Consider the following 22,885-nt stretch of genomic DNA (forward strand, 5'->3'; position numbering starts at 1 on the left):
ACTCAGAAGTCCATGCTCGCGCTGAGCAGGAAGGTACGCGGCCCCCCCAGCACCAGATAGCCGTTGCCGGGATACCCGCCCACCGAGGACCAATAGTTGCGGTTGGCGATGTTGTCCACGCGGGCTCGCAAGGTCACGACATGGCCGTCCACGTCCATCATGTAGCGCAGACCCGCGTCGAAACGGGTCCAACCGGGCACCTTGAGCGTGTTGGCGTCATCCGCATAGGAAGATCCGGTATAGACCACGCGGCCGTCCACGGCCAGGCCGGGCACGCCGGGGATATCCCATTCCACGCCCATGTTGGCCTGGAAGCGCGGCACGCCGATCACGCGGTTGCCGTCGATGGACGGATTGCCGGTGGAACGCTGCTTGGCGTCCAGCCAGGTCAGGCCGCCCAGCAGGCGCACGCTATTGATGGGTTCGCCGTACATCGTCAGCTCCACGCCCTGGTGGCGGTCCTTGCCGGAGGTCGTGAGCTCGTTGGCGGCGTTGTACATGGCTCGCGGCTTGTCCGTGGAGAACAGGGCCAGTCCGGCCCCGAGTCCATCCCCCTCATACTTGGCGCCGATTTCCTTCTGCTTGGAGACAAAGGGCGGCAGGCTCTGGCCGGCATTGGGTACCGGTTTGCCGCCGGCGACGGCGGGCGCGGTCGGGCCGGCAACCAGGGCTTCGATGTAGTTCGCGTACAAGGACACGCTGGGCGCAACCTTGATGACGAGCCCTGCCGCAGGCGAATTGTGGCTGGCGTCGTAGGCGCCGTTTTCCTTGCCCGTGTTGTAGGCGTAATCACGCTGCGACAGCCGCTGATGGCGGATGCCGGCAGTCAGCAGCACCTTGTCATCGAGGAACGACAGCGTATCGCCAATGGCGTAGCTGCTCAGGCGGGTACGGCCTTGCAACGCCGGATCGTCCAGATCGTTGCCGCGCAGGGCGGTGGCGCTGAACGGTGGCTTGTCATAGGAAATGGGATCGTAGATGTTGGTGGGATAGGTGTTCTGCCAATCCATCACATAGGCATTTTTCTTCTTCAGGTCGAAGAAGGACGCCGACACGACGAACTCGTGGCCCACGGGACCGGTGCGCACCTTGCCGCGCAGGCCCAGTTCGCCCGTGTTGACGCTGTCCTCGCGGGTATTGTCGAAGCGGTAGAAAGTGCCGTCGCCCGTGCTGCCATTGGTCAGCGTGACGTTGCCCAGCGAATTCGCTTCATCGCTGCGGCGCATGCCGAAGGCGGCATAGGCGGTCAGCTTGTCGCTGAAGTCGTGCTCAGCGCGCAGGGTGCCGAAGACGTCGCGCTCGTTCGAATAGGACCAGGGCTGCGCGTAGTTGGAGCTGGCGTCCGGCGCGTCCGGCACCGAGGTCACGCCGGCGCCCAGCGTCACGTTGGGACGCGCGCGCTTGAGCTTGTTTTCCTGCCAGCCGATGTCCGCGGACAAGCGGGTGTCGGCCGAGCGCCAGTCCAGGCCCAACGAAACCAGGCTGGTGCGGGAATGTTCATCGTCGATGGCCGTATCGCCGCTGCGCTGCGCCGCGTTGAGCCGGATGCCAGTGCTGTCGCCGGGGCCGAAACGGCGGGCGATGTCGGTGGACAACTGGAATTGCCCGCCGCTGGAGACGCCGGTGGTCACCCGGGTCAACGGTTCATTCGGCGCGCGCTTGGGCACCAGGTTGATCACCCCGCCGATGCCGCCCCCGCCGGGCGCGGCGCCCGTCAGGAAGGTCGACGCGCCGCGCAGCACTTCCACGCGCTCGAACAGTTCGGTGGCAATGTACTGGCGCGGCAGCAGGCTGTAGAGGCCGTTGTAGGCCACGTCGTCCGACCCCAGGATGAAGCCGCGCATGAAATACGACTCCTGGAAGTTGCCGAAACCGCGCGCCACGCGCACGCCCGGGTCGTTCTGCAGCACGTCCCCCACGCTGCGGGCTTGCCGGTCCTGGATCAGTTCATTGGTGTAGCTGGTGATGCTGAACGGCGTGTCCATCAGGTCCTGCGTGCCCAGCAGGCCAACGCGTCCGCCGCGGGCGACCTGCCCGCCGGCAAAGGGTTCGGCCAGGCCGCCGGCCGAGGCGTCAGCGCTGGCCTCGACTTTGATGGCGTCCATCGAAACGACAGACCCGCCCTGATCGGACGGCGTCTGGGCATGGGCAACGGGGAAATAGCACGGCAGGGCCGCGGCCATGCAGGCAAGGGTTCGGATTTTCATGTCGGGAAGATCAGAGGCAGGTATGCAAAATCCCGATGGGGTCACGCGCGCACTAGAGGACTACGGATGCGTCTGGAATGCCGGAAGGCGGAGCCCTGCCGGGCCGGCTGCACCAAGGGGGGCTAGGAAAGCTGAGCGACCGATTTTAAGGCAAACGGAATCATTCTCATTTATGTTACTTTTTGTTTGAAAATGTCTGTTGCCTGGGCACCACACAGCGGCCGCTTGCGGCCCCCCCCTTGCCCGCCGCGCGATCAGTTGCCGGCCACTGCGCGCGGATCGTAATCGGCAGCTGCCATGGGTTCCAAGGGATACAGCGGGCGCGCACGCCGGCGGAACTCGAACAGCGACCAATCGGAACTGGTCACCCCGGGGCTGTCGCACTCGACCAGAGCCTGGGAGATCGGGACGAATACGGGGCGACAGTACATACGCGATTTCACCAACACGAAGCGCGCCCCGGCCGGATCCAGCCCCAGGCTTTGGAATACGCCCAGATCCCAGGGCTCGTGGGTCTGCTCGGTCAGCACGAGTTGGGCGGCGCCGATATCCAGCACCGCGCTGCGGCCCATGCAGGCCAGCTGTCCGGTGTAGGTCGGACCCGTGATCACGTATTCGCCATTACTCAACGCGCGCACGGTGCCGCGCAAGGTAACGGGTTGCGCGGCACGGCCGATCTCGTCGATTGCCCGTTTGTTGCCGACCGGCAGTTCCACCGTGGCGCCGATGCCGGCGCGGGTCAATTCGGCGACCGCCTCGGGATCGCAATACAGGCCGGCCTGGATGCCTTCCAGGCCGGCGTCCAACGCCGCCATCAGCACGTCCAGCGTGTCGCAGGTGCCGCCGCTCATGCAGTTGTCGCCGTGGTCCAGCAGCAGAACGGGCTTGCTGGCGCCCTCGGCCAAGGCCTTGGCGCGCGCCAGCGACGCGGCCAGCGGTTCGCTGTCGTAGAAGAAGCCGTCGCGCTGCGCCCAGATCAGCGCGGCGATCTCGCCTGCCACGCGTTCCGCCTCGGCGCGGTCTCCGTCGGCGACCGCCACCACGCTGACGCAGGGATGGGGAATGTCGGCCAGGCCGAACCCCGCCAGCACCGACACGCCCAACGCGCCCTCGGCCTCGGCGCGACGCGCCGCTTCGACCGCGGCGCGCATGGCCCCTTCGGCCGTGTTGCTGCGCAGGGAATGCGACACCAACGGCAGCCGGCGCCACGCCATGACAGGCTTGCACATGCCGTCGATGCCGGCATACAGCAACCTGCCGGCATGCTCGCCCGTTTCGTACATATCGATGTGCGGATAGGTCTTGAAGCTGATGATGACGTCGGCGTTGTCCATCATCTTTTGCGTGACGTTGCCGTGCAGGTCCAGCGCCACCGCGATCGGCGCGCCGGGTGCTGCGATCCGCAGCCGCTCCAGCAGATCGCCCTCGCCGTCGTCGGTCGTCTCCACCGCCATGGCGCCATGCAGGTCCAGCAGGATGACATCGCAGCCTGGCGCCGCAGCCACGATACGGTCGCATAACTCGGCGTAGGCTTGCCCGTCGACGCGGCCGCTCGGGTAGGCAGTCGCCGAGACCGGCGTAACGAGCTCGGCGCCACGCGCCTCCGTCAGGTCTATGAATGCCGACATCGCGGTGCGCTTGCCCTTGTTCTCTTCATAGGCCGCGGCATCGTAGGCCGGGCCGCCGTTGCCGAAAGCGGAGAGCGGCGTGGGCACCGGCGAGAAGGTGTTGGTCTCGTGATTCAGCCTCGCAATCAGCACTTTCATTGCGCGCTCCCTTGCGGAAACTGGATGCGACCGCAGCAGCGCAGCATGGCGTGCAGCAGCACGTTGCAGCCGGCCTCCAGGTGCTCGGGTTGCGCGTCCTCGATTTCATTGTGGCTGATGCCATCCTTGCATGGCACGAAGATCATGGAGGTAGGCGCCACCCGCGCCATGTAGACCGCGTCATGACCTGCGCCGCTGATTACGTCCAGAGACTCCAGGCCCAGCGTGCGCGCGCCGTCGCGGATCGCCTGCACCAGGCGGGGTTCGAAAGGCTGCGGCGGAAAATACACCACCTCCTGACTTTCGATCTGGATGCGGCCCGGCTGGGCCAGTTCGCCGCAGGCGCGCGCGAAGGCTGCGGCCATGCTGTCCAGCGTGGCGTCGTCGGCCGCGCGCAGGTCCACGGTGAGCGCCACGCGGCCCGGAATTACATTGCGCGAGTTCGGAAAGCTGTCAATGCAGCCGACCGTGCCGCGGCCGTGCGGCGCATGCTCCAACGCGATCCGGTTGACCTCCAGCACCAGCCTGGACGCAGTCAGCAAGGCGTCGCGACGCAGTTCCATGGGTGTAGGTCCGGCATGCGCCTCCTGGCCGGTGATCGTGACGTCGTACCAGCGCTGCCCCAGGGCGCCCTGCACCGCGCCGATGGTAATGCCCCGATCCTCCAGGATGGGGCCTTGCTCGATGTGCGCCTCGAAGTAGGCGCTGACGCCAGCGGGACGGGCGGGCTCCGGACCGGCATAGCCGATGGTATTCAGCGCCTCGCCTACGCTGACGCCGTCGCGGTCCCGGGCAGCCAGCGCCGTCTCCAGCGTGAAGGCGCCGGCGTACACGCCTGAGCCCATCATCACGGGAACGAAGCGCGAGCCCTCCTCGTTGGTCCATACCACCACCTCCAGCGGCGCTTCGGTGGCGATGCCGCGCTCATGCAAGGTGCGCAGGACTTCAATGCCGGCAAGCACACCATAATTGCCGTCGAACTTGCCGCCGGTAGGCTGGGTATCGATATGGCTACCGGTCATCACAGCGGGCAGGTCATCCCGTAGCCCCGGACGGCGCATGAAGATGTTGCCTATGGCGTCCACGCGCACGCTGCAGCCGAGCTCGCGGGCCCAGGCGCAGACCAGGTCGCGGCCCTGCCGGTCCAGGTCGCTCAGCGCCAAGCGGCACACACCGCCCTTGTCGGTGGCACCGATACGCGCCAGCTCCATCAACGAATTCCAGAGACGGCTGCCGTCGATGCGGATGCCGCTAACGGCCTCCAAAGTGTTCATTTCCATGGATGTTCCCTTGCGATGCATGCTTCAAGTACGGGCGCCGGCAAGCTTTCGGGCCGGTGCAGCCTGAGAGGCGTCTTGCCCAGCCCCTAGACGCCCACGCCCAGATAACGGTCCTTCACGTTTTCGTCGGCCACGAAGTCGGCGTTGCTGCCTTCATAGACGATGGCCCCCTGTTCGATGATGAAATGACGGTCGGCCAGTTGGGTGCACACTTCCAGGTTCTGCTCCACCAGCAAGATCGTGACGCCCGCCTGTTTGATCGACTTTATCTGCGACACGATCTCCTCGACGATCACCGGCGCCAGTCCTTCGACCGGTTCATCCAGCATCAGCACGCGCGGATGGTTCATAAGCGCGCGCCCGATCGCCAGCATCTGCTGTTCGCCGCCGGAGAGCTGGCCGCCGCCGTTCTTGCGGCGCTCTTTCAGGCGGGGAAAAATGCGGTAGATGTCCTCGAGCTGCCAGGGCGAATCGCGGCGCATGCCCAACTTCAGGTTTTCCTCGACCGTCAGCAGCTTGAAGATGCCCCGGTGCTCGGGCACCAGGCAGATTCCCATGGACGCGATCTTGTGGGCCGGCAGCCCGGCGACGTCACGGCCGCCATACCGCACCGCCCCGCCCTTGGGTGCGATCACGCCGGCGATGGTCTTGAGCGTGGTCGATTTGCCGGCGCCATTGCGCCCCAGCAGTGTCACCACCTGGCCTTGCGGCAGCTGCAGCGACACGCCTTGCAGGATGTGGCTCTTGCCGTAGTAGCTGTGTACGGCGTCAACGTGCAGGATCATGCCCGGCCTCCCGTGATCATGTTGCCCAGGTACGCGGCGCGGACGCGTTCGTCGTTGCGGATCGCGTGGGGCGTGCCTTCGACCAGCACGCGGCCTTGCTGCATCACCGTGATCGTGTCGGAGATGTCCATCACAATGTTCATGTTGTGCTCGATCAGCACCACCGTGTGGTCGTCGCGCAGGCTGCGGATCAAACGCTTCATTTCCTCCAGGTCGTCAACCCCCATGCCGGACGTAGGTTCATCCAGGAAGATGGCGCGCGGCTTGGCGGCCAGCGCCATGCCCACTTCCAGCCGCCGCTGCTGGCCGTGCGACAGCGCGCCCGCCGTCACCTCGGCCAACCGCGATAAACCTAAGCGTTCCAGCGCGGCGTCGACAACCTCGCGCTGCGCCCGCGCGCCAGTGGGCGGATGCCAGCAGTCGAACGCGCCGGCGCGATGCGCGCCCTGCGCCGCCAGCCGCAGGTTTTCCCGCACCGACAGGTTGGCAAACAGGCTGGTGACCTGGAAGGAGCGCGCAATGCCACGCTGCACGCGCTGGAAATCGGCCTCCTGGGTCACGTCCTGTCCGTCGAATACGATGTTGCCCTCGCTGGTGCGCAGGGTGCCTGTCAGGATGTGGAACAGCGTGGTCTTGCCGGCGCCGTTCGGGCCGATGACGGAATGCACGGTGCGCGGCCGCACCTGCAGGTCCACGCCATGCAGAGCCACGAATTTTCCGAAGCGCTTGACGATGCCGCTAGCCTGCAGCAGCGGCGCGGAAGTTGCGGGGTTCATGCGCTGCCCTCCTTGGTGGCGGCCGGCTCCGAACCGGCGGGCCGGCGCCGCAACGCCAGCCAGATGCGGACTCCCAACCCCCACAGCCCTTTCTGCATGAACAGGCTCACCGCGATCAGCAGGAAGCCCAGCAGCATCAGCCAGCGCGGCCACAAGGTGGAGAGCCAATCGGCGAACAGCACGTAGAAGGCCGCGCCCAGCACCGACGCAAACAGGTTGCCGGTGCCGCCAATGACCGTCATGACCAGGATCATCTCGCTGCTGTGGTATTCAATGCTGGACAGCGGCGCAATGCCGGTCATCATGGCCAGAAAGGCGCCGGCCAGCGCAGTGACGGCGCCGGAGATGGCGAAGGCCGACAACTTGAAGAGGCGCACGTTGTAACCCACCGCCATGGCGCGCGCCTCGTTATCGCGTATTGCCAGCAAGGTGCGACCGAAGACCGAGTTGGTCACGCGCAGCAGCAGCCAGAACACCGCCATGAAACACACCGCAACGAACGCGTAGAACTGCCAGGGGGTGGCCAGCGACATAAGTTCCATGCCCGCCACCGAAAGCGGAGGACGCGGCACATCCAGCAGGCCGTTGTCGCCGCCCGTCAGCTCGGGCAGGCTGTATGCCAGGAAGTAGAACATCTGCGCGAATGCCAGCGTCAGCATCACGAAATACGTGCCCCGTTGGCGTATCGCGAACCAGCCCACCAGCGTGGCGCCCAGCGCGCCCACCACCATCGCCGCAAGCAGCGCCAGCGGCATGGGCAGGCCGGTACGTGTCAGCAGGATGCCGACGGCGTAGCTGCCCAGCCCAAAGAAAATACCCTGGCCGAAGGACAGCAGGCCGGTGAATCCCAGCAGCAGGTTGCAGCCCAGGACGGCAAGGGAATAGATCAGCACTTCGGTGGCCAGCGAACCCGACTGCATGCACAGCGGCAGCAACAGGACCACGGCCAGGGCCAGCAGCAATTGCGCGTGCGATTTCAAGCCCGTCATCATCCTCTCCCCATCAGGCCGTGGGGACGCAGCAGCAGCACCGCCGCCATCGCCACATAGATCATCAGCCGCGCGCCTTCCGGCCACAGGGTGCTCATCACACTCTGCACCACGCCGATCAGCAGGCCGCCGACGAGCGCGCCGAAGAAGCTGCCCATCCCGCCCACCACCACGATGACGAACGCAATGCCCAGCGCCTCGATCCCCATGAAGGGTTCCACGCCACGGATCGGCGCGGCCAGCACCCCGGCCAGCGCGGCGGTCGCCGCGCCCAGCGCAAACACCAGGCTGAACATGCGGAACACGTTGATGCCCAGCATCGACACCATTTCGGTCGATTCGCTGCCGGCGCGCACCGCGCTGCCGAGCCGGGTCCCTTCCAGCACGTACCAGAGCAGCAGCGAGAAGACGGCAGTGAAACCGATCACGAACAAGCGGTACTTGGGGTAGATGAAGCTGCCCCACATGACCACGCCCTGCAAGGCGGACGGCGCTGCGACGTTGTCGCCTATCGGCCCCCAGATCACGATGACCAGTTCCTGGAGCACCAGCGCCAGGCCCACGGTGATCAGGATGTGGAACTCGTGCGCCTGTTCGTAAACGTGGCGCAACAGCACCTTTTCGACGACCCAGGCGCCAGCGCCCACCAGCAGCGGCACGATGGCCAGGGCCAGCCAGAAGTTCAGGCCCCACTGGATGGCCTGAAAACAGAAGTAGGCGCCCAGCAGATAGAACGCCCCGTGGGCGAAGTTAACGAAGCGCAACAGACCGAAGACGATGGACAGGCCGACTGCCAGGAGGAAGTACAGCATGCCTACCCCGATCCCATTGATGATCTGGAGGAGATAGACGTTCATTGGAATGCCCGGTGGAGGAAACGAAAGGCCGCGGGCGCGCCGGCCGCGGACGTGGCACGCCCGCGGCTGAGCGCCTCAAGGGCGCGCTACAGCTTGCAGCCGGTTTCCGCGGGCGGCAGGAAGGAGCGGCCGCTATGCACGATCTCGGCATAGTCGTCCTTGTCCTTCATGTCCTTCTTGGCGCGGCCCTTGAGCAGGTAATAGTTCTTCAGGACCTGGTGGTCTTCCTTGCGGATTTCCTCCCGGCCCGTCAGGCCTTCATAGCTCAGGCCCTCCATGACCGCTATCACCTTGGCCGGATCGGCGCTGCCTGCCTTGACGATGGCGTCCAGCATGATGCGGGTACAGATATAGGAGCCCGCGAGGCTGTAATTCGGGTTGGCGCGCGTCTTGTCCTTGGACAACTGCACCAGCTCCTTGTTAAGCGGCGAATCGATGCCGTGCCAGTACTGGGCGCCGAAGTACACGCCTTCGCACAGATCGGCGCCCAGTCCCTCGAACTGTTCCAGGCCCGAGGCCCAGGCCACCAGGATCGTGCAGTTCTGCTTCATGCCGAAGCTCACCGCCTGGCGCAGCGTATCCGAGGACTGCGAACCGAAGTTCAGGATCAGCAGCACGTCCGGCTTGGCGGCCATGGCGTTGGTGAGATAGCCGCTGAATTCCTTTTCGGTCAGCGAGTGGTAGCTGTTGCCCACGTGCTCGATGCCTTTTTCCTTGAAGATGGCCTTGGCTGCGCTGAGCAAGCCATCCCCGAACACGTACTGCGGCGTAATGGTGTACCAGCGCTTGGCGTTGGGCAGCTTTTCGAGCAAGGGACGCACGGTCTGCTCGATGGCGCCAAAGGTGGGCACCGACCAGCGGAAGGTAGCCCGGTTGCAGTCCTTGCCAGTGATTTCATCGGCGCCTGCCGTGGTGATGAAGACCCCGCCGGCGCGTTCCACTTCCTTGCCCATGGCCAGCGCCTCCGACGACAGGATGCCGCCGGCAAAGAACTTGACGCCCTTCTGTTGCGAGACTTCCTGCACCTTGCGCACCGCCGTGGCCGGCTTGCCTTCAGTGTCCAGCACGGTGTAGGCCAGCGGCCGGTCCAGCGCGCGGCCGTACTGCTCCAGCGCCAGTTTCATGCCGAGGTCGGCGTATTTGCCGTTGGCGGCAAAAGCGCCGGACATGGGCACAGGGCACCCGAACTGGATCGCATCGGCTTGCGCCAGCGCGGACCTGGCGGTCCATAGTGATCCGGGCACAGCGCCTAGCGCGGCTAATTTCAGCAGGTTGCGGCGATTCAAGATGGTTCTCCCTGGCTGCCGCTGGCGGTGCCGCGGCATATTGACGATGTCGAGCGCGCACCATGCGCGTCCCCATTCCGACTCTGTCTGCTCCAAGCTCCCGTGCCAGGATTGCCGCCGCGCGTGCGTGCTCGCAAGTCCTGGCGCCTCATGCCTATACTGCGACTACCATCCTATTTATCATGATAAATAGGATTATTATCATGATCAGTTTGGCGAGCCGGCTCTGTCAATAGCGGGCGCATCAGGTATAACCCGGGGTCCGCGCAGAACCACGGGGCAGGCGCCCCGCACACCACGCAGTAACGGAGGAACGCAATGGCGTTCAACAGTCACGACCTACAAGCCGCGGGCGCGTCGAGTCCGCCCAAGCGCAGCGACCTGGTCGCCGAGGAAATCAAGCGGCTGATCACCGCCAAGAACCTGTTGCCGGGCGACAAGCTGCCGCGCGAGAGCGAACTGCAAAGCATGTTCTCGGTCAGCAAGAGCACGATGCGCGAAGCCCTCAAGTCGCTGGAGGTACAAGGGCTGGTGAAGGTCAGCACCGGCCCGGGCGGCGGCGGCACGGTGGTGGAGGTGCCGCTGGATCGCACCTTCCAGCTGATGCAGAACTACCTGTTCTTCAAGGAAGTGCGGATCGAGGACATCTACCAGGTGCGCAAGCTGCTGGAGCCCGAACTCGCGGCCAGTGCCGTGCCCTTCCTGACGGACGCGCATTTCGCCGCGCTGGAACAGAACATCGCCTGCTGCGATCCGTCCGCCGAGCATGTCGAGGACCCGCTGGCGCAGCGCCAGGAGGAAATGAATTTCCACGATATCTTCGCGGCGGCCTGCCCCAATCCGTTCCTGCGCTTCAGCTGCGAAATGACCAACGAAATGATCCGGCAGCTCACTGTGTTCGACAACGAGATGCCCTTGGCCGAGCAGCAGCGCTTTGGCAGCGCCAACACGGGCTTTCACCGCAAGATCCTGGCGGCGGCGCGCGAGCGCGACGTCGAGAAAGTGCGCGCCCTGATGAGCGAGCACATGCAGGACGCCATGCGCTCGGTCAAGCGCATGCACGGCAAGCTGGAAGGCAGGCTGATCCTGGACTCGGAGATGTCGCGGCGCAACGTCACGCGCAACGCGCGCCGCGGCAGCCGCAAAAAGGCCTGAGGGCGCGGCGCCCTTGCGGCAGGATGGCGCGCCCGTCCGCCTCAATCCAGCTTGATGGCGTTGGCCTTGATCACCTCGCCCCAGCGCTGGCGGTCTTCCTGCACATAGGCATCGATATCGGCCTGGCCGCGCGGCGCCTGGATCACCAGGCCCAGCGGCTCGAAGCGGCCGCGAAAGGCCGGATCCTTCAACACCTTGTCCACCGCTTCCCGCAGACGCTGCGCCTCGGCCTGCGGCACGGCGCTGGGCACGGCCACGCCAAACCAGGTGGCCGCGCGGAATCCCGGGAAACCGCTTTCCGCCACGGTCGGCACATCGGGCAGCACGGCCAGCCGCTCGCTGGTCGTGACGGCCAGCGCCTTGATCTTGCGCTCCCGCACCAGCGGCAGCGAGGTGCTGACCACGTCCACCATCAGCTGCGTGTCGTTGCCCATCAACGAGGTCAGCGCGGGCGCGCTGCCGTTATACGGGATGTGCGCCACGTCCATGCCGGTGCGCGATTTCAACAGTTCGGTCGCCAACTGCAACGGATTGCCTATGCCCACCGAGGCATAGTTCAGCTTGCCGGGCCGCGCCTTGGCATAGCCAACGAACTCGGCCAGCGTGGCGGCCGGCACCTCGTTGTTGGCAACCACCACCAGCGGCAGTTCGGCAACAATGCCGAGCACGCGGAAATCGCGCGCCGCGTCGTAGGCGATGCGCTGATAGAGCATGGGATTGAGCACCATGCTGGCGTTGCTGGCAAGCAAGAGCGTGTAGCCATCGGGCGCGGATCGCGCCACCTGCGTGGCGGCAATCATGGTGTTGGCCCCTGGCTTGTTCTCTACCACCACGGGTTGCCCAAGATCGCGCGACAGGCCTTCGGCCAGCATCCGCGACAACTGGTCGGCGGACCCGCCGGGGGTATAGGGCACGACCAGCTTGACGGGCTTGTCCGGAAAGGATGCCAGCGCGGCGCAAGGGCCGGCGAGCGCGAAGATCGCCGCGGCCGCGATGCGACGCAGCCTGTATGTCAGTCTGTATGTCATTGCTTGTCTCCCGAGCTATCCAGCTCTTGTAATCGCGGCATTGCGCCGCTGTCTGCTATACCTTGCGCTGGCGCCCCGCCCAGAATTCTGCGCGCAGCCTGCGCTTGGCAATCTTGCCGTTATCGTCGCGCGGCAACTCCGGGCACAGGCGCAGATCACGCGGGACCTTGTAGCGCGCGATCCGCTCCGCCAGCCATTGCGTCATTTCCAAGGGGTCGGGCGACGCGCCCGCCGCGGGCTGCACCAGTGCCATCAGGCGCTCTCCGTACTCATCATCCGGAACGCCAAACACCGCGCAATCCGCAACGCCCGGGTACTGCATGAGTTGATGCTCGACCTCGGCGGGATAAATGTTCACGCCGCCCGAGATCACCAGGTCCGACTCCCGGTCGCACACATACAGATAGCCGTCCGCATCCAGATAGCCCAGGTCTCCCAGGCCGATCAGTCCGTCCTTCTCCACCGCGGCACGGGCCTCTGGGTTATTGCGGTACGTGAAATCCGCGTAGGCCGGCTGGCGCACGTGGATCCGTCCGACCTCGTCCGTCTCGCAGAGTGTGCCGTCTTCGCGATAGATCCTTACCTGCGCGCCGCCGATGGGGCGGCCGGCGCTGCCCGGACGGGCAAGCGCCTCCCGCGAATCGATGACCGTCACCATGCCGGCCTCGCTCGATGCATAGGTTTCATGCACGACGGGCCCCAGCCATTCGATCATGGCGCGCTTGATCTCGGGCGCGCAGGGCGCCCCGGTCGATGCGACAAAGCGCAGCGACGACAGGTCATGCGCAGCGCGCGTGGCGGCATCCAGTTTCAACATGCGTACATACATGATCGGCACCAGGTAGACCGTGTCGATGCGGTGCGCTTCTATCAGGCGCAGGACCTCGACGGGATCGAACCTGTCGGTCAGGACAAAGGTTTCGCAGACCCGCAGGGCCACCTGCGCAAACACGCTGGGCGCGCTGTGGTAGATCGGCGCGGGCAGCAACGCGCGGCATCCCGGGCGCAGGCCATAGGCCGCCTCCACCACGGCCTCAACCTGCTCCAGATGCCTTGCCAGATGCTCCAGCGGGAATGGCGCGCGTACCACGCCCTTGGGCCTGCCCGTCGTGCCGGAGGTATAAGCCATGTGGCCGCGCGGCGCCACGCGCGGCCCGTCATAGGGAAGCTGGCGGTCGCGCCAGGCGTCGTAGTCCTCCGCTTCTGACCGCGCCGCGCCGGGGCCGGCCAGCAGCACAGGCAGCCCGGGAGGCAACGTGTCGCGCAGCGGCAGCCACAGGTCGGTATTGGCAATCAGCAATCGGGCGCCGCTGTCCTCGATCAGGAAGGCCACCTCCGCCGCGGTGAAATGCCAGTTGATCGGGCAGTAGTAGCAGCCCAGCCGTTTGCAGGCCTGGATGATTTCAAGATAGGGCAAACCGTTGCGCAGCAAGACGGCGATCACGTCGCCTTCCCGCACGCCGCGCGCGGCCAAGCCGGCGGCGACCTGCTCGCCGCGCGCGGTCAGCGCCGCGCCCGACAGACTCTGGCCGCCCGCATGGATATTGCTGCCGGTCATGCGCCCCCCGTGCTGCGCAGCGCCTTGTCCTGCGCCGTGCGCGCTTCGATCGCCTGGCGCGCGGCGGCCCAGTCCGCATCGCTCCATTCGGCGTACTGCTTGAAATAGGCGCCGTTGGCCAGATAGTCGCCGCCATCCAGCGCAATGGTCTGACCGTTGATCCAGTCGTAGCCCGGACTCAGCAGAAAGGCCGCCAGTTCACCGATGTCGTGCCCGGTGCCCAGGCGCCGCATGGGGTTCTGCTGGGCCTGGGCATCTGCGCCTGTGTCCTTGGGCCGCAGCCGCGCGCTGGCCCCTTCGGTCGGAATCACGCCTGGCGCGATGGCATTCAGGCGTATGCCGTGGCGGCCCCATTCGATGGCCAGCGATTTGGTCATGGCGTCTATGCCGGCCTTGGACATTGCCGACGGGACCACAAAGGGCGAACCGGTCCAGACCCAGGTCACAACAATGGACAGCACCGCGCCGCTGCGGCCCTCCGCGATCCAGCGCTTGCCCACGGCCTGGGTGGTATAGAAGGTGCCGCGAAACACGGTATCGGCGATGGCATTGAAGCCGCGCGGCGACAGTTTCTCCGTGGGGCTGATGAAGTTGCCCGCGGCATTGTTGATCAAGCCCGTCAGAGCCCCGCGATCCGTCCAGATGGCCTGGACTGCGGCGTCCACGGCCTCGGCGTCGCGGATATCCACCGCCTGCACGTGAACTTCGGCGCCATGGCGTGCGCGCAAGCCGGCGGCGGCCTCCTCCAGCACGGCCGCGCGGCGCCCCCACAGATGCAACGACGCGCCCAGGGACGCCAGCCGTTCGGCCATGGCATGGCCCAGGCCGGTGCCGCCGCCGGTGACGAGAATGCGCTGACCGCGGAACAGGTCCGCGCGGAACATGGTTTCGGGGGGACTTGCGGTAAGCGGGGTTTGCGGCATGGCCTGGTCTCCTGTTTATTGACGATCAGAATATCAATGAGCGCCATTGCGCGACAATCCCGCGCTTTGCGTAAACTATGTTTCCTCACAGTCAACAATAAGACTGCCCATGCCCACCCTGCCCGCGCTGGACCTCAACCTGATCCAGCTGTTCGTCACCATCGTCGACGCCGGCACCTTGAGCGAGGCTGCGCTGCGCCACGGCGTCACCCGCTCGCACGTAAGCCGCAACCTGCAAAAGCTCGAGCGCGCCTTCGGTGCCCAGCTCATCCGGCGCAGCACGCGGCGTCTGGAACTGACGCAACAGGGTTCGGTGCTTTATGAGCACGGCGCGCGCATGGCGCGCGAGGTCGAGTCCGCCCGCCACGCCCTGCAGAAGCTCGGCTCCGAGCCTACGGGCCACGTCCGCCTGAGCATTCCTACCGGCCTGGGAGAACTGGACACCTTGCGCCCGCTGCTGGTGAGCTTCGCCCTGCGGCATCCCTCGCTGACCTTGCGCGTGCTGTTCTCCAATCGGGTAAGCGACCTGATCTCGTCGGAAATCGATGTGGCGTTGCGGGTAATGAGCACCCCGCCCCAAGACTACGTGGCGCGCGCGCTCGGCGATGTGAAATGGGTGCTTTGCGCGGCGCCGGCCTATCTGGCGCAGTTCGGCCAGCCGGCCCATCCGCGCGACCTCGTCCGCCTGCATTTCCTGGGCCCGCCAGACCCCAGGCCCCAAGTCACGCTGCGCCTGCGCCGCAAAGACCAGCAGCACGAGGCCAAGCTCGCGCCGCGGCTGCAATCGGAGTACTTCCCGTTTCTGGCGCAGGCCGCCCGCGCCGGCGCGGGCGTGGCGCTGCTGCCAGCCTATGTGGTGCATGAAGACATCGCCGCCGGACGGCTGACGCCGGTGCTGCCCGCCTATCAGGCCATGGGACCGGGCGAAAAGCTCTTCATCCTGACCACGCCCACCCCCTATCCATCGACCGCCCAGCGCGCGGTGGTCGATTTCCTGCGCACCGAAGTGCCCGCGCTGTTGCGCGGCCTTCTTGAGTAGATTTCCCGCTCGGCCGCAACATCGGCGTAGGACTTTCTTGATAAAAGAGGCTTGCGAGTCGCGCGCGCCTCGGCCAGAGTATCGGGTAAGGCCGACGGCCGCCCGCCACATTACCGGACGGGAACTTTGACGGCCCGGCCAAGTCTTATATAAGATATAAGACATACGGCCGCACACGCGCGAGTCTCACATAGAATGACAAATGCGCAAAAACGCCAGAAAATGCCGGCTTCAGCCGGGCAAAACCACGGAGTCCATCATGCCGCACAACACCCTCGACACCCTCAAGAATTTCAAGATCGGCAATAAATCCTGTCAGTACTATTCGCTGCCGGCACTGGGCAAGTCCCTCGGCATCGACGTGCAGCGGCTCCCGGTTTCGATCCGCATCGTGCTGGAATCCGTGCTGCGCAACTGCGATGGCAAGAAGGTGACCGAAGAACACGTCAGGCAGCTGGCCAACTGGCAGGCCAACGCCAAGCGTGAAGACGAAATTCCTTTCGTAGTGGCCCGTGTGGTGCTGCAGGACTTCACCGGCGTGCCGCTGCTGGCCGACATCGCCGCCATGCGTTCCGTGGCGGATAAGATGGGCAAGAGCCCCAAGAGCATCGAGCCGCTGGTGCCGGTGGACCTGGTGGTGGACCACTCGGTCATGATCGACTACTTCGGCACCAAGAATGCGCTGGACCTGAACATGAAGCTGGAGTTCAAGCGTAACCAGGAACGCTACCAGTTCATGAAGTGGGGCATGCAGGCGTTCGACACCTTCGGCGTCGTGCCTCCGGGCTTCGGCATCGTTCACCAGGTCAACCTGGAATACCTGGCGCGCGGCGTGCACCAGGACAAAAAGAACAACGTCTATTACCCCGACTCTCTGGTAGGCACCGACAGCCATACCACCATGATCAACGGCATTGGCGTGGTGGGCTGGGGCGTAGGCGGCATCGAGGCCGAGGCCGGCATGCTGGGCCAGCCCGTCTATTTCCTGACCCCCGACGTGGTCGGCGTGGAACTCAAGGGCAAGCTGCGCGGCGGCGTCACCGCCACTGACCTGGTGCTGACCATCACCGAAATGCTGCGCCGCGAGAAGGTGGTTGGAAAATTCGTCGAATTCTGCGGCGAAGGCACCGCCAGCCTGTCCGTGGCCGAACGCGCCACCATCGGCAACATGGCGCCGGAATATGGCGCCACCATGGGTTTCTTCCCGGTCGACGATCGCACCATCGACTACTTCCGCGGCACCGGCCGCACTGAAGAAGAAATCGCCGCCTTCGAGGCCTACTTCAAAGCCCAGAAGATGTTCGGCGTGCCCAATGCCTCCGACATCAACTTCACCAAGCTGCTGACGCTGGACCTGTCCACCGTGGCACCGTCCCTGGCGGGCCCGAAGCGTCCGCAAGACCGCATCGAAATCGGCAACGTCAAGAACACCTTCATCGATCTGTTCTCCAAGCCCATCGCCGAGAACGGCTTCAACCAGCCCGCCGAAAAGCTGGACCAGACCTACACCACCAGCGCCGGCACCAAGGTCAAGAACGGCGACGTCCTGATCGCAGCCATCACGTCCTGCACCAACACGTCCAACCCCAGCGTGCTGCTGGCGGCGGGCCTGCTGGCCAAGAAGGCCGTGGAAGCCGGCATGACGGTGCCCAAGCACATCAAGACCTCGCTGGCTCCCGGATCCCGCGTGGTCACCGAGTACCTGACCAAGACGGGTCTGCTGCCTTATCTGGAAAAGCTGGGTTTCGACGTGGCCGCCTACGGCTGCACGACCTGCATCGGCAACGCCGGCGACCTGACCCCGGACCTGAACGAAGCCATCATCGGCAACGACCTGATCTGCTCGGCCGTGCTCTCCGGCAACCGGAACTTCGAGGCCCGCATCCACCCGAACATCAAGGCCAACTTCCTGGCCTCGCCCCCGTTGGTCGTGGCCTACGCCCTGGCCGGCACGGTCACGCGCGACCTCATGACCGAGCCCGTCGGCCGCGGCAAGAACGGCGACGTATGGCTGGGCGACATCTGGCCGACCACCGAGGAAGTCGAATCGCTGCTGAAGTACGCGCTGGATCCCAAGGCATTCGAGGCCAACTACGGCCAGGTCAAGAGCAACCCGGGCAAGCTCTGGGAGAACATCAAGGGCGTCACGGGCGACACGTACAACTGGCCTGATTCCACCTACATCGCCGAACCGCCCTTCTTCGAGGGCTTCGGCATGACGCCGGGCGCAATGCCGACGGTCAAGGGCGCGCGCGCGCTGGGCGTGTTCGGCGACTCGGTCACCACCGACCACATCTCGCCAGCCGGCTCCATCAAGGAAACCTCGCCCGCAGGCAAGTGGCTGAAAGAAAACGGCGTCATGAAGGCCGACTTCAACAGCTACGGCTCGCGCCGCGGCAACCACGAGATCATGATGCGCGGCACCTTCGCCAACGTGCGCATCAAGAACCTCATGATCCCGGCGCTGCCGGACGGCAGCCGTTTCGAAGGCGGCGACACCCTGTTCCAACCCACCGGCGAACAGATGTCCATCTATGACGCGGCCATGAAGTACGTCGCGGCCGGCACGCCCACCGTTGTTTTCGGTGGCGAAGAGTACGGCACCGGCTCGTCGCGCGACTGGGCGGCCAAGGGCACCCAACTGCTGGGCGTGAAGGCCGTGATCACCCGCAGCTTCGAACGCATCCACCGCAGCAACCTGGTCGGCATGGGCGTGCTGCCCCTGCAATTCAAGGGCGCTGACAGCGTGCAGTCGCTGGGTATCACGGGCGAGGAAACCTATGACATTTCCGGCCTGGAAAACGGCATCAAGCCGATGCAGGACGTGACGCTGACGATCACCCGCAAGGACGGTTCGAAGCAGGATGTCACGGTGCTGCTGCGCATCGACACCCCGATCGAAGTCGACTATTACCAGCACGGCGGCATTCTGCCCTTCGTGCTGCGCCAGCTGCTGGCTGCCTGATCCCTCGGGAACAAAACAATGGCCCGGGAACCGCAAGGTTCCCGGGCCATTTCCTTTGCATGCGCGAGAACGCGGCGCCCGCGCGCCGCGATCAGTCCGCGAACTCGTAGGCGTCCATCGCCAGCGCGCCGTACGACACCTCGTCGTTCAGGCGCCGAAAACCGGCTCCGCCCGCCCCCAGCGCAACGTACAGCGGCATGAGGTGATCGTCATGCGGGTGGGCCTGCGCCGCGCCCGGTGCCTGGGCCTGCCAGTCCAGCAGCGCTGGCAGGTCGTGAACGCCCAGCTTCTCCGCGTACCACTGCTGGAAAGCCGGCACGTAAGGCAGCGCGGGCGCGTCCTGCGGCATCCGCACGTGGCGCAGATTGTGAGTCAGCGAACCCGAGCCGATGACCAGGATGTCCTCATCCCGCAGCCGGGCCAGCGCGCGGCCCAGTTCCAACTGTCCGGCGGCGTCGCGCCCCATGTCCAGCGACAGTTGCACCACCGGTACATCCGCCTCCGGGTAGAGATAGCGCAGCGGCACCCAGGCGCCGTGGTCCAGCGGGCGGCGGGGGTCGAGATCGGCGGCAATGCCCGACTCCGCCAGCAAGGCCTGCACCCGCGCCGCCAGGGAGGGCGAACCGGGCGCCGTGTACTGCAATTGGTAGAGTTCCGGCGGAAAACCGCCAAAATCGTGCCACGCAACCTGGCGATCACGCGTGGACAATGCCAAGCCCTCGCCCATCCAGTGCGGCGACACCACCAGGATGCCCCGGGGCTTGCGGCCCTGCGCGGCGCTCCAGGCGGCAAGCGCGGGGCCGGTCAGGCCGGGCTCGACGGCGAGCATGGGAGATCCATGGGAAACGAAAAGCGTAGGCCAGCGCATGGCGATGCCTCCTGATGTTGAGTCCATGGCTGTATTCTCCGTGGTTTCGTCTCAGCAATAAACCACCCATATCGGCATTATCTGTTGCCACATTGAGAACAATGCGTCACTACCGCTGTAGAGGCGGGCTGCGTACGAGGCTTCGCGCTACGAAGCGCGCCGGGCGTTAAACTACACAGTTGCACACTTACTGGACGCTCCCCGAAGTTATGGCCCGATCCCGCAGCCAATCCACTCCCCGCCTCACCCGTGACGCCGCCCGCCTGGTCGCGCTTGCCCAGGCGCTCAACCGCTCGGGCAGCCGCCTCGAAGACGTGTTCTGGGAGAATCAGCTTGGCGAAGCGATTCCAAAGCTGCTGAAAGGCGGGCAGGATGCCCCCCTGGAAGCCGCCCTGGACCACCTCGCCCAGAGCGACGTGGGCGCCTACGAGATCCTGATCGAACAGGCCGAGACCCTGTCCGAATCGATGAAGATCGAGAAAAATGGCGTCCGGTACGACGTTTTGCTGGTCGTGGCGCCCATCGTTGCCTGGACTCGCTACGCCATCCCCACCGGCCCGATCGCCGCGCCTGCGCAACAGGCGCTGATGGCGCAGTTGCATGGTCATGTGCTGTCCAGCAAGGCGCGTAGCGCGCTGATGCCGATGCTGGTCAGCGTGGACCAGATGCCGCGCACCTTCTCCGAAACCTGGCAATGGCTGCAGCGCCTGGGCACCCAGGCGCTGGGCGCCGAGACCGCCAAGCCCGCGCTGAACACCGAGGTCGAGACGGCCAACATGCTGGCCGACACGCGCTACATCGTGGCCGCTGTCGCGGTGCCGGAAGGCGAGCCGATCTTCCGCTGGCAGGAACAACTGGGCGAAGCCGATGCCAGCCGCGATGCCAGCCAGGAGCAATGGGCGGCGCAGGCCCAGCCCACGCTGGCCAATCTGCTGCCCGGCTGCGGTTTCGAAGCCCTGCTGCCTGACGCCTACTATGTCAGTAACCGCGAGGCCGACCGCCGGGTGCGCCCGCTGTCGCTGCGCGCGGCGGTCAGCTGGCTCGAAGGCGCGGTCAGCCTCGAGGCCTCTCAGCTGCGGGCCGTGGTGGCCGGCTGCGGTGAAAGCCGCATCGACGAATACCGCATCGGCTTCACGGCGCGCAGCAGCAACGATGTCTACTACGGCTGCGTCTGGCCCCTCTACGGACGCGAAGAAGACCTGCCGGCCGACGAAGGCCAGCCCGACGTCGTCGACGAAATTGCGGCGCTGCTCAAGGAATATGGGGTCACCGAAGTGCGCCGCATTCCCGGCGTGCTGCCGCCCGAGTACTGCGAAGACTGCGGCGCGCCCTATTTCCCGAATCCGCTGGGCGAACTGGTGCATGCCGAACTGCCCGAGGATGCCGAAGCCTCGCCCGCCAAGTTCCACTAGGCTGCCATGCAAGCCGACATCTTCTGCCGGGTCGTCGACAATTACGGCGACATCGGCGTTTGCTGGCGGCTGGCGCGCCGGCTGGCGCATGGCCGCGGCTGGGACGTGCGCTTGTGGGTCGATGACCTGACCAGCTTCGCCCGCATCCAGCCGGGCATCGTCCCGGGCTTGCCGCGCCAGCAACTGGCCGGCATCGACATCGTGCACTGGTCCGACTCTCCGGACCCGGCGCTCGCCGCCCGCGACGTCGTGATCGAGGCCTTCGCCTGCGATCCCCCCGCGCCGTTCCTGGACAGCATGCGGCGCGCGCATCCGGCCTGGATCAATCTGGAGTACCTGAGCGCCGAATCCTGGGTGGAAAGCTGCCACGGGCTGCCTTCGCAGCGCCCGGACGGGCTGGTGAAACACTTTTTCTTCCCCGGCTTCACCAACGCCACCGGCGGTCTGCTGCGCGAACCCGGCCTGTCCGCCGAGCGGGACGCCCTGCAGGCCTCTCCGCAAGACCAGGAAGTCTTTCTGCGCTCGCTGGGCGTGGCGCCCGAGCTGCTATCGCGCCGCCGCGCGGGCGCGCGTACCGTGTCCTTGTTTTGCTATCCCGCGGCGCCGGTGCCGGCACTGGCCGAAGCGCTCGCGGCCGACCCACGCCCCAGCGTGCTGCTGGCCCCCGAAGGAGTGGCTTCCGGCCTGGAAGCTGCCTGCGCGGCGCGGGGTGCGCCCATGGTGGCCCGTCTGCCCTTCGTAGCACAGCCTGATTTCGACCGCCTGCTCTGGTGTTGCGACCTCAATTTCGTGCGAGGCGAGGACTCCTTCGTCCGAGCCGCCTGGGCCGCGCGCCCCCTCGTCTGGCAAATCTATCCCCAGGACGAGAACGTGCACCTGGAAAAACTGGAAGCCTGGCTGGCCCGCTATCCGGCCCCGGAAACCGCCCACGCCTTGATCCGGGCCTGGAACCAATCCGGCACAGGCCAAACCGCATCCGCGCTGTCGGCCGCGCTGGCGCCTGCCGCCTGGGAGAACTGGACCGCCGCCGCGATGGCATGGGATGCGAGCCAGGCCGGGCTGCCGGACCTTGCCGAAAATTTGGCTGATTTTTGCGCAGACTTGGCCAAGAAACGTTAGAATAGAGAGTTTTCCGAGCGCCCTGTATCTGTCGGGCCTCAACTATGACGCCTCCCGGGGTGTGCACGAAGCCGCTAGATCCAGGTGCGGCGGCTTTATGCAAGCACGGCGAGTGCACCCATCACCCCCGGAGTTTTATCGATGAAAACCGCTCAGGAATTGCGAGTCGGCAACGTGGTCATGGTCGGCAAGGATCCCCTCGTGGTCCAGAAGGCCGAATACAACAAGTCCGGCCGTAACGCCGCTGTTGTGAAGCTGAAGTTCAAGAACCTCTTGACCGCCTCGGCCAGCGAATCGGTCTACAAGGCCGACGAAAAGTTCGAAGTCGTCCAGCTCGATCGCAAGGAGTGCACCTACTCCTACTTCGGCGACCCGATGTACGTCTTCATGGACGAAGAGTACAACCAGTACGAAATCGAAGCCGAAAGCATGGGCGACGCCCTGAACTACCTGGAAGAAGCGATGCCCGTGGAAGTGGTCTTCTACGACGGCCGCGCCATTTCGGTTGAACTGCCCACCACCATCGTGCGCGAAATCACCTACACCGAACCCGCCGTGCGTGGCGATACGTCGGGCAAGGTGACCAAGCCCGCCAAGATCAACACCGGCTACGAACTGAACGTGCCGCTGTTCTGCGCCATCGGCGACAAGATCGAAATCGACACCCGCACGAACGAATACCGCAGCCGCGTCAACAACTGATCCGGCAAGCAGGGAAAAAAACCAGACCTTCGGGTCTGGTTTTTTTTTGCTGTCCACCTGACCCATCTTGCGGCCCTTGCTGGAAGGCATCTAGCCGGACCACATGGGAATTCAACGTGAGCATCGTCTACGTGAAGTTCATCGGCACTCACGCGGAGTACGACAAGGTT

The 22,885-nt window shown here is 65.4% G+C and carries 18 protein-coding genes; 6 read left to right on the top strand and 12 right to left on the bottom strand.

Features of this window, described 5'->3' with window-relative positions; genetic code table 11:
* Positions 1–2 precede the first annotated feature (2 nt).
* From CEY08_RS15925 to CEY08_RS15960, 8 genes are all read right to left on the bottom strand, one after another.
* Positions 3–2,207, bottom strand: a complete 2,205-nt coding sequence (locus CEY08_RS15925; protein ID WP_042794393.1) for a TonB-dependent receptor — start codon at positions 2,205–2,207, stop codon at positions 3–5.
* A 254-nt stretch (positions 2,208–2,461) separates the two neighbouring features.
* Positions 2,462–3,973, bottom strand: a complete 1,512-nt coding sequence (locus CEY08_RS15930) for a M81 family metallopeptidase (RefSeq protein ID WP_063641174.1) — start codon at positions 3,971–3,973, stop codon at positions 2,462–2,464.
* Entirely contained in the window at positions 3,970–5,253 is a 1,284-nt protein-coding gene (locus CEY08_RS15935) for a Zn-dependent hydrolase (protein WP_063641173.1), read from the bottom strand. The genes CEY08_RS15930 and CEY08_RS15935 overlap by 4 nt, the downstream gene beginning before the upstream one ends.
* Before the next feature lie 86 nt (positions 5,254–5,339).
* Positions 5,340–6,038: an ABC transporter ATP-binding protein gene (locus CEY08_RS15940; protein WP_042794395.1), complete on the bottom strand. Its 699-nt coding sequence runs from the start codon at positions 6,036–6,038 to the stop codon at positions 5,340–5,342.
* Positions 6,035–6,814, bottom strand: coding sequence for an ABC transporter ATP-binding protein (locus CEY08_RS15945; RefSeq protein ID WP_042794396.1), 780 nt, complete (start codon positions 6,812–6,814; stop codon positions 6,035–6,037). Before CEY08_RS15945 ends, CEY08_RS15940 begins: the two co-directional genes overlap by 4 nt.
* Complete coding sequence (locus tag CEY08_RS15950) at positions 6,811–7,803, bottom strand: branched-chain amino acid ABC transporter permease (protein WP_042794397.1); 993 nt, start codon at positions 7,801–7,803, stop codon at positions 6,811–6,813. The genes CEY08_RS15945 and CEY08_RS15950 overlap by 4 nt, the downstream gene beginning before the upstream one ends.
* Positions 7,803–8,660: a branched-chain amino acid ABC transporter permease gene (locus CEY08_RS15955; RefSeq protein WP_042794398.1), complete on the bottom strand. Its 858-nt coding sequence runs from the start codon at positions 8,658–8,660 to the stop codon at positions 7,803–7,805. The genes CEY08_RS15950 and CEY08_RS15955 overlap by 1 nt, the downstream gene beginning before the upstream one ends.
* 86 nt (positions 8,661–8,746) lie before the next feature.
* Positions 8,747–9,946, bottom strand: coding sequence for an ABC transporter substrate-binding protein (locus CEY08_RS15960; protein WP_042794399.1), 1,200 nt, complete (start codon positions 9,944–9,946; stop codon positions 8,747–8,749).
* A gap of 318 nt (positions 9,947–10,264) precedes the next feature.
* Here CEY08_RS15960 and CEY08_RS15965 point away from each other — a divergent pair, with 318 nt between their 5' ends.
* Complete coding sequence (locus tag CEY08_RS15965) at positions 10,265–11,101, top strand: FadR/GntR family transcriptional regulator (RefSeq protein ID WP_042794400.1); 837 nt, start codon at positions 10,265–10,267, stop codon at positions 11,099–11,101.
* A 41-nt stretch (positions 11,102–11,142) separates the two neighbouring features.
* On the opposite strand, the gene CEY08_RS15970 is transcribed toward CEY08_RS15965, so the two are convergent.
* Genes CEY08_RS15970 through CEY08_RS15980 form a run of 3 tightly spaced genes read right to left on the bottom strand, consistent with a single transcriptional unit; the run spans position 11,143 to position 14,571 of the window.
* Entirely contained in the window at positions 11,143–12,129 is a 987-nt protein-coding gene (locus tag CEY08_RS15970; protein WP_042794401.1) for a Bug family tripartite tricarboxylate transporter substrate binding protein, read from the bottom strand.
* A 55-nt stretch (positions 12,130–12,184) separates the two neighbouring features.
* Positions 12,185–13,687: an AMP-binding protein gene (locus CEY08_RS15975; RefSeq protein ID WP_076814627.1), complete on the bottom strand. Its 1,503-nt coding sequence runs from the start codon at positions 13,685–13,687 to the stop codon at positions 12,185–12,187.
* Positions 13,684–14,571, bottom strand: a complete 888-nt coding sequence (locus CEY08_RS15980) for an SDR family oxidoreductase (RefSeq protein WP_076817790.1) — start codon at positions 14,569–14,571, stop codon at positions 13,684–13,686. Before CEY08_RS15980 ends, CEY08_RS15975 begins: the two co-directional genes overlap by 4 nt.
* 148 nt (positions 14,572–14,719) lie before the next feature.
* Between CEY08_RS15980 and CEY08_RS15985 the strand changes: the two genes are divergently transcribed.
* Together CEY08_RS15985 and acnA are read left to right on the top strand one after the other, a co-directional pair.
* Positions 14,720–15,649 carry a LysR family transcriptional regulator gene (locus tag CEY08_RS15985; RefSeq protein ID WP_082884642.1) on the top strand — a complete coding sequence of 310 codons (930 nt, stop codon included), beginning with the start codon at positions 14,720–14,722 and terminating at the stop codon, positions 15,647–15,649.
* 259 nt (positions 15,650–15,908) lie between these two features.
* Positions 15,909–18,614 (top strand): aconitate hydratase AcnA, encoded by a 2,706-nt coding sequence (acnA, locus tag CEY08_RS15990; RefSeq protein WP_063641169.1) that lies wholly within the window; start codon positions 15,909–15,911, stop codon positions 18,612–18,614.
* Positions 18,615–18,705: 91 nt separating this feature from the next.
* On the opposite strand, the gene CEY08_RS15995 is transcribed toward acnA, so the two are convergent.
* The gene (locus CEY08_RS15995; protein ID WP_175147398.1) at positions 18,706–19,482 is read right to left on the bottom strand and encodes a DODA-type extradiol aromatic ring-opening family dioxygenase; all 777 of its coding nucleotides are present in this window, start codon (positions 19,480–19,482) and stop codon (positions 18,706–18,708) included.
* Between the two features lie 209 nt (positions 19,483–19,691).
* Between CEY08_RS15995 and CEY08_RS16000 the strand changes: the two genes are divergently transcribed.
* The 3 genes from CEY08_RS16000 to efp all read left to right on the top strand — a co-directional run bounded on the left by CEY08_RS16000 (position 19,692) and on the right by efp (position 22,715).
* Positions 19,692–20,894 (top strand): DUF2863 family protein, encoded by a 1,203-nt coding sequence (locus CEY08_RS16000; RefSeq protein ID WP_042794405.1) that lies wholly within the window; start codon positions 19,692–19,694, stop codon positions 20,892–20,894.
* A gap of 6 nt (positions 20,895–20,900) precedes the next feature.
* Complete coding sequence (earP, locus tag CEY08_RS16005; RefSeq protein WP_076814631.1) at positions 20,901–22,013, top strand: elongation factor P maturation arginine rhamnosyltransferase EarP; 1,113 nt, start codon at positions 20,901–20,903, stop codon at positions 22,011–22,013.
* A 141-nt stretch (positions 22,014–22,154) separates the two neighbouring features.
* The gene (gene efp / locus CEY08_RS16010; protein WP_006220534.1) at positions 22,155–22,715 is read left to right on the top strand and encodes an elongation factor P; all 561 of its coding nucleotides are present in this window, start codon (positions 22,155–22,157) and stop codon (positions 22,713–22,715) included.
* Positions 22,716–22,885: the final 170 nt, after the last annotated feature.

It is taken from the genome of Achromobacter insolitus (assembly GCF_002209555.1).
Taxonomy (GTDB): Bacteria; Pseudomonadota; Gammaproteobacteria; order Burkholderiales; family Burkholderiaceae_B; genus Achromobacter; species Achromobacter insolitus.